6 protein-coding genes are annotated in these 4,431 nt (G+C 62.9%); 2 read left to right on the forward strand and 4 right to left on the reverse strand.

Annotated elements, in window-relative coordinates; all coding sequences use genetic code 11:
* Positions 1 to 60: 60 nt before the first annotated feature.
* The 4 genes from Q0S71_RS20820 to Q0S71_RS20835 all read right to left on the reverse strand — a co-directional run bounded on the left by Q0S71_RS20820 (position 61) and on the right by Q0S71_RS20835 (position 3,567).
* Positions 61 to 408, reverse strand: coding sequence for a FlxA-like family protein (locus Q0S71_RS20820; protein ID WP_295999961.1), 348 nt, complete (start codon positions 406 to 408; stop codon positions 61 to 63).
* A gap of 90 nt (positions 409 to 498) precedes the next feature.
* A complete protein-coding gene (dcd, locus tag Q0S71_RS20825; RefSeq protein ID WP_295999962.1) occupies positions 499 to 1,065 on the reverse strand; it encodes a dCTP deaminase in 567 nt (188 codons plus the stop codon).
* 70 nt (positions 1,066 to 1,135) lie between these two features.
* Positions 1,136 to 1,987, reverse strand: a complete 852-nt coding sequence (locus Q0S71_RS20830; protein ID WP_295999963.1) for an alpha/beta hydrolase — start codon at positions 1,985 to 1,987, stop codon at positions 1,136 to 1,138.
* A gap of 143 nt (positions 1,988 to 2,130) precedes the next feature.
* Positions 2,131 to 3,567, reverse strand: coding sequence for a DNA internalization-related competence protein ComEC/Rec2 (locus tag Q0S71_RS20835; protein ID WP_367185325.1), 1,437 nt, complete (start codon positions 3,565 to 3,567; stop codon positions 2,131 to 2,133).
* A gap of 75 nt (positions 3,568 to 3,642) precedes the next feature.
* On the opposite strand from Q0S71_RS20835, the gene Q0S71_RS20840 reads away from it, so the two are divergent.
* On the forward strand, positions 3,643 to 4,098 hold the full coding sequence (locus Q0S71_RS20840; RefSeq protein ID WP_295999964.1) for a Mu transposase C-terminal domain-containing protein: 456 nt from the start codon (positions 3,643 to 3,645) through the stop codon (positions 4,096 to 4,098).
* Positions 4,099 to 4,112: 14 nt separating this feature from the next.
* On the forward strand, positions 4,113 to 4,298 hold the full coding sequence (locus tag Q0S71_RS27460) for a hypothetical protein (RefSeq protein ID WP_367185326.1): 186 nt from the start codon (positions 4,113 to 4,115) through the stop codon (positions 4,296 to 4,298).
* Positions 4,299 to 4,431 lie beyond the last annotated feature (133 nt).

The raw sequence follows: 4,431 nt of genomic DNA on the forward strand, positions 1-4,431 counted from the left end.
ACGGTTTCGAATGAATCTCTCGAAACCGTGGTCTGACCCCGATGTCACGACACCTGGCCATCACGCCGTGGTATCGATCACGGTGCCGAACGGCGATGTGTTGGAACGCGCGCCGGCACTGGCATTTGCGCCGGACTGGCCCTGCGTCGACGCCGTCGCCTGACTCGCTTGCAGCGCGGCCTTTTCCGCCGCCGCAGCCTGGATCTGCGCGATCTGCTGCTCTATCGCCTGCACCTGCTGCGACAGCAACTGCTGCTGCGCCTTGCCGGCGTCGCTGCTGTCTTTTTGCGCCGTCAACAACTGCTTTTGCACCGCCTGCAACTGCTTTTGCAGCGCCGCGATGGTGCTCGACGTGTCCGAGCTGCTTGCACTGCTGGCCGCCGTGCTGGAACCGATTGCCGCTACCATGTCAACCTCCATCATTATCTAAGCTACTAATGATGTTATCGGCACAATAAGCAGCAACTCAAGCCTGTCAATTGTAAATGCCTGTAAAGATCAGGCCCGGGGCAAGGTCACGCCGCTCTGGCCCTGGTATTTGCCGTTGCGGTCCTTGTACGAGGTTTCGCATTCTTCGTCGCTCTCGAAGAACAGCACCTGCGCGCAGCCTTCGCCGGCGTAGATTTTGGCCGGCAGCGGCGTGGTGTTGGAAAACTCCAGCGTCACGTAGCCTTCCCATTCCGGCTCGAACGGTGTGACGTTGACGATGATGCCGCAACGGGCATAGGTCGACTTGCCGAGGCAGATCGTCAGCACGCTGCGCGGGATGCGGAAGTATTCGATGGTGCGCGCCAGCGCGAACGAATTCGGCGGAATGATGCAGACATCGCTCTTGACGTCGACGAAGGAGTTGGAATCGAAGTTCTTCGGGTCGACGATGGTGCTGTTGATGTTCGTGAAAATCTTGAATTCGTCGGCGCAGCGGATATCGTAGCCGTACGACGAGGTGCCGTAGGAGATGACCTTGCGGCCGTTGGCCTCGCGCACCTGGTTAGGCTCGAACGGCTCGATCATGCCGGTTTGTTCCGCCATCCGGCGTATCCATTTATCGCTTTTAATCGTCATCGCAGGGCATTCTAAAGTGGGGAGGGATAGCCCCGGATTTTACGCGAAAGCCCCGCGTTTACGAATACTTTTACGTCGCCCCGGCGCTGTGCAGCTGCTTTTCGGCGCCGTTCGCGGCGCTTTCGCCGGCCAGCAGATCGGCGATCATGGCGCGCACCTCCTGCGCCGCGCGCGCCGGCGACTCCATCGGAAACAGGTGGCCGCCGGGGACCAGGCGGAAAAAACGGCCGACCAGGCGCCGGGTGTGGGCCAGGCCGGACTGCTTGGTTTCCCACGAGTTGGTGCCGCCGATGAAACCGATGGCCACCGGATAGCGGCCCTTGAGCAGCCGCCCCAGATGGTGCGGCAGATTGCGGTAGACCATGGTCTCGATCTCGCGGCTGAAGCGCAGCTGCACGCCGTCCGGATGCGGCTTGAGGCCACTGTCGATATAGTCGCGCAGCACGCCGGGCGCCCACGCCGCGAAAATATCCTTGGCCGCGAAGTGCTGGTAGGCCGCTTCGGCGTCCGGCCAGACGGTGCGGCGCCGGGCCGAAAACGCCGCCGGCGAATATTTGTCGGCCAGCGGCGTCAGTTTCACCAGCCGCCAAAACAGCGCGCGCCAGCCCGCCACCACCGGCGCGTCGAGCATGACGACGCAGCGCACCAGATCGGGCCGCGCCTTGGCCACCATCAGGCCCAGCATGCCGCCCAGCGAGTGGCCGAGCAGGATCACCGGCGTGCCGTGATAGCGCTGGTCCAGCTGGTCGATGAGCTCCTCGACCAGCGCCGGCCAGCCGTCGGTGACGGGATGGCGCGGATCGTGGGCGTGCATGTCCAGCGCCTGGATGTCGAAGTCCTCGCCCAGCAATTCGAACAGCTGGCGGTAGGTGCCGGCCGGGTAGCTGTTGGCGTGGGCGAAGTAGATCTGCGGTTTGCTCATTTTTTTATACCTCGCGAGGCGAAGCGGTCTCCGGATGCGGCGAAATTGCGCCCCATTGTAGCGGCATCGCCGCTGCCGCGATCTGGTGGAAAGGCTCTAAAGCGGCGCTGGTGGCGGGTCGATTATCGGGTCGCGGGAACGGGTCAGCGGCCGTACCAGTAACGCGCGTGCAAGCGGCGGTATTCGCCGACCGTGATCCGCGGCCCGAAGTCCAGCAGCAGCGCGCCCGATTCGTCGGTGCGCAGCCGCTCGATGCCGAGGTCCGCGTAGCGCTGGTAGACCTGCGCTTTGGGGTGATGGTAGCGATTGCGATAGCCGACCTGGAACAGCGCCAGCGAAGGATGCACCGCTTGCAGAAAACCCGCCGTCGACGAGGTGCCGCTGCCGTGGTGCGGCGCCAGCAGCACGTCCGCCGCCAGCGCGTCGCGCGCGCGTTCGAGCAGCGCCGCCTCCTGCCGCGCTTCGATGTCGGCCGCCAGCAGGATGGCTTTGCCGTTGGCGCTGATCTTGAGCGTGCAGCCGCGCGCGTTCGGTTTGAGCAGCGCATCGGCGTAGCTGTCCGCGAGCGGATGCAGCATCTCGAAATGGACGCCGTCCCAATCCCAGGCCTGCCCCGCCGCGCGGACGATGGCGCTGCGCGGCCACAGCGACGACAGCAACCAGCCGACGCGGATATTTTGCAGCACCGTCAAGGCGCCGCCGGAATGGTCGCTGTCGCTGTGGGTGATAATCATGCCGTCCAGGGCGGCGATGCCGCGCGCCTTCAGGTAGGGCACGATGACGCGGTTGCCGCCGTCGGAACCGGGCGAATACAGCGGGCCGCTGTCGTACAACAGCCGGTGCGCGCTGGTCTCGATCAGCAGCGCCATGCCCTGCCCCACGTCGAAGGCGGTCACGCGCAGCCGGCCGGCGGCCGGGTGGGACGGCGTGGCGGTCAGCAGCGGTATCCAGGTGACCATGCCGAGCCAGCGCGCCGGCCAGCCGCGCGGCGCCAATGTCCATAAGGTGCCGAACAGCGCCCAGCCGAAAATCCACCACGGCGGCGTCGGCGCGCTCCACACCGCGAAACGGTAGGCGGACAGCCAGCGCAAAAACGCCGCCAGCAGCCGCACCAGAAAATGCGCCAGTTCCAGCGGCGGCGCCGACAGCGGCGCGGGCAGCAGGCTGCCGATCAGCGACAGCGGCGTGATGACCAGGCCGACCAGCGGAATCGCGACCGCGTTCGCCAGCGGGCTGACGATGGATATCTGCGCGAACAGCAGCATCGTCAACGGCACCAGTCCTAGCGTGACGACATACTGCGTGTGGGCCTCCAGTTGAAAGGTGGCCCACCAGCGCTGGCGGCGCGTGACGGGCGCGTCGCGGCGCGGACGAATCACCGTGCGGCCGACCGACGCGTACAGGATCACGGCGACGGCGCCAAAGGACAGCCAGAAGCCGGGCCACAGCACGGCCCAGGGATCGATCAGCACCACCACGCCGAGCGCCGCGCACAGGATGTAGGAGACGCTGGCGATGCGGTCCATCCACAGCGCCACCGCGACGACCGCCAGCATATACAAGGTGCGCTGGGCCGGCACCCCGCTCCAATCAGTCTCTGGAACTTCGATATCTTGACACGCTCCGGCTCACTCTCTCGGTACAGTGAACTTGATGTGCAGTACAAGCTGCTGCCGAGCGAGAAAGCGGTAGTCACAGAAAATGGTATCGCTTTCCGCAACTGTTACTACACCTGTACGGAAGCAATTCAAAAAGGATGGTTTACGCAAGCCCGGAAGCGACGTTTTGATATCGAGGTGTCTTTCGATCCACGGTTCGTTAACTCTATCTACATCCGCGACGACGCAGGCAAGAAGTATATCCGAGCAGACCTCACCGACGTCAGCAATCGGATTTATGGTGGTCTCTCGTTTGCTGAGGTTCATTTCTACAAACAGTTAGAGAACAAAACGCTCTTCGAGGCCGAGCAGGTTCGCCAGCAGGAAGACCACAAATTCGTTAGGAGGATCAACGTGCGAAGCGATTCCAGGCTCTTTACGAACAACAGCAAGCGGGAAAATCTTTTCGCCAGACCGCCAGCACACGCACGCCTCAATTATCGGCGTCCTTGATCGGACTCTCCGGAATGGGGAAAACTACGATGGTGAAGCGTTTTCTAGCTGCCTACCCCCAGGTTATTTTTCACCGAGAATCGAACGTTTACCAAGTGACCTATCTGCATGTTGAAATGCCGAGTGATGGGAAGTCCGTGAAGGGATTAGCGCATGGAATTCTAGCGGAACTTGACCGCTTGATACCAAACGCTTCGTAAGCGTCCAGCCCGCCCATCTTCAAAACCTTAATCGGTTTGCCCAGACTCCGACTTTTGGAGATGGAGATGGTGATGGGGAACAAGGAGCGAGAGGAGCAATGGCGGGTGCGTGTGGCGCGGTGGCGCGAGAGCG

This window comes from Rugamonas sp., from assembly GCF_025354735.1.
In the GTDB taxonomy this organism is placed as follows: Bacteria; Pseudomonadota; Gammaproteobacteria; order Burkholderiales; family Burkholderiaceae_D; genus Rugamonas.